Genomic DNA, 413 nt, shown 5'->3' with positions numbered 1-413 from the left:
ATTATTTTTTCTACTTGAGTGCCTTGAAGAAAAGAAGGTATTTTTAACATGAGTGTGTCCTTTTATGATGAAATATCAATAATAAGCCTCTCAGCAGTAAACTCAAGATCTAAGATTTCATTATCTTTAATTTCAACATTTTGATTTTCTTTAAATTCACTACTTTCAATAGCAGTAATTTTAGTGTTAAGATCGTCTTTTACAGCAATAGAAACATTAAGACAATGAACACCTTTAATTTCATTAACGGGAGCAAAGAAATCTTGATATTCAAAGCTTAATCCCATATCACCATAGTTATTCTTTTTAATACGCGAGTAAATATCTCTAATATTAGAGTCGACATTAAGATACATATAATTTTTAAGATCAACTTTGTATTTGATTTTAAGAAAAGCATATTTACGTTTACC

The 413-nt window shown here is 27.1% G+C and carries 1 protein-coding gene; it reads right to left on the bottom strand.

What is annotated here, in order from left to right:
* Positions 1–62: 62 nt before the first annotated feature.
* Positions 63–413 (bottom strand): DUF276 domain-containing protein (locus tag U881_RS13850; protein WP_024653106.1); only part of this gene is annotated, 351 nt, incomplete at its 5' end.

Origin of the sequence: Borrelia persica No12, assembly GCF_000500045.1 — a bacterium.
Taxonomy (GTDB): domain Bacteria; phylum Spirochaetota; class Spirochaetia; order Borreliales; family Borreliaceae; genus Borrelia; species Borrelia persica.
This window is presented reverse-complemented; position numbering and strand designations above follow the sequence as displayed.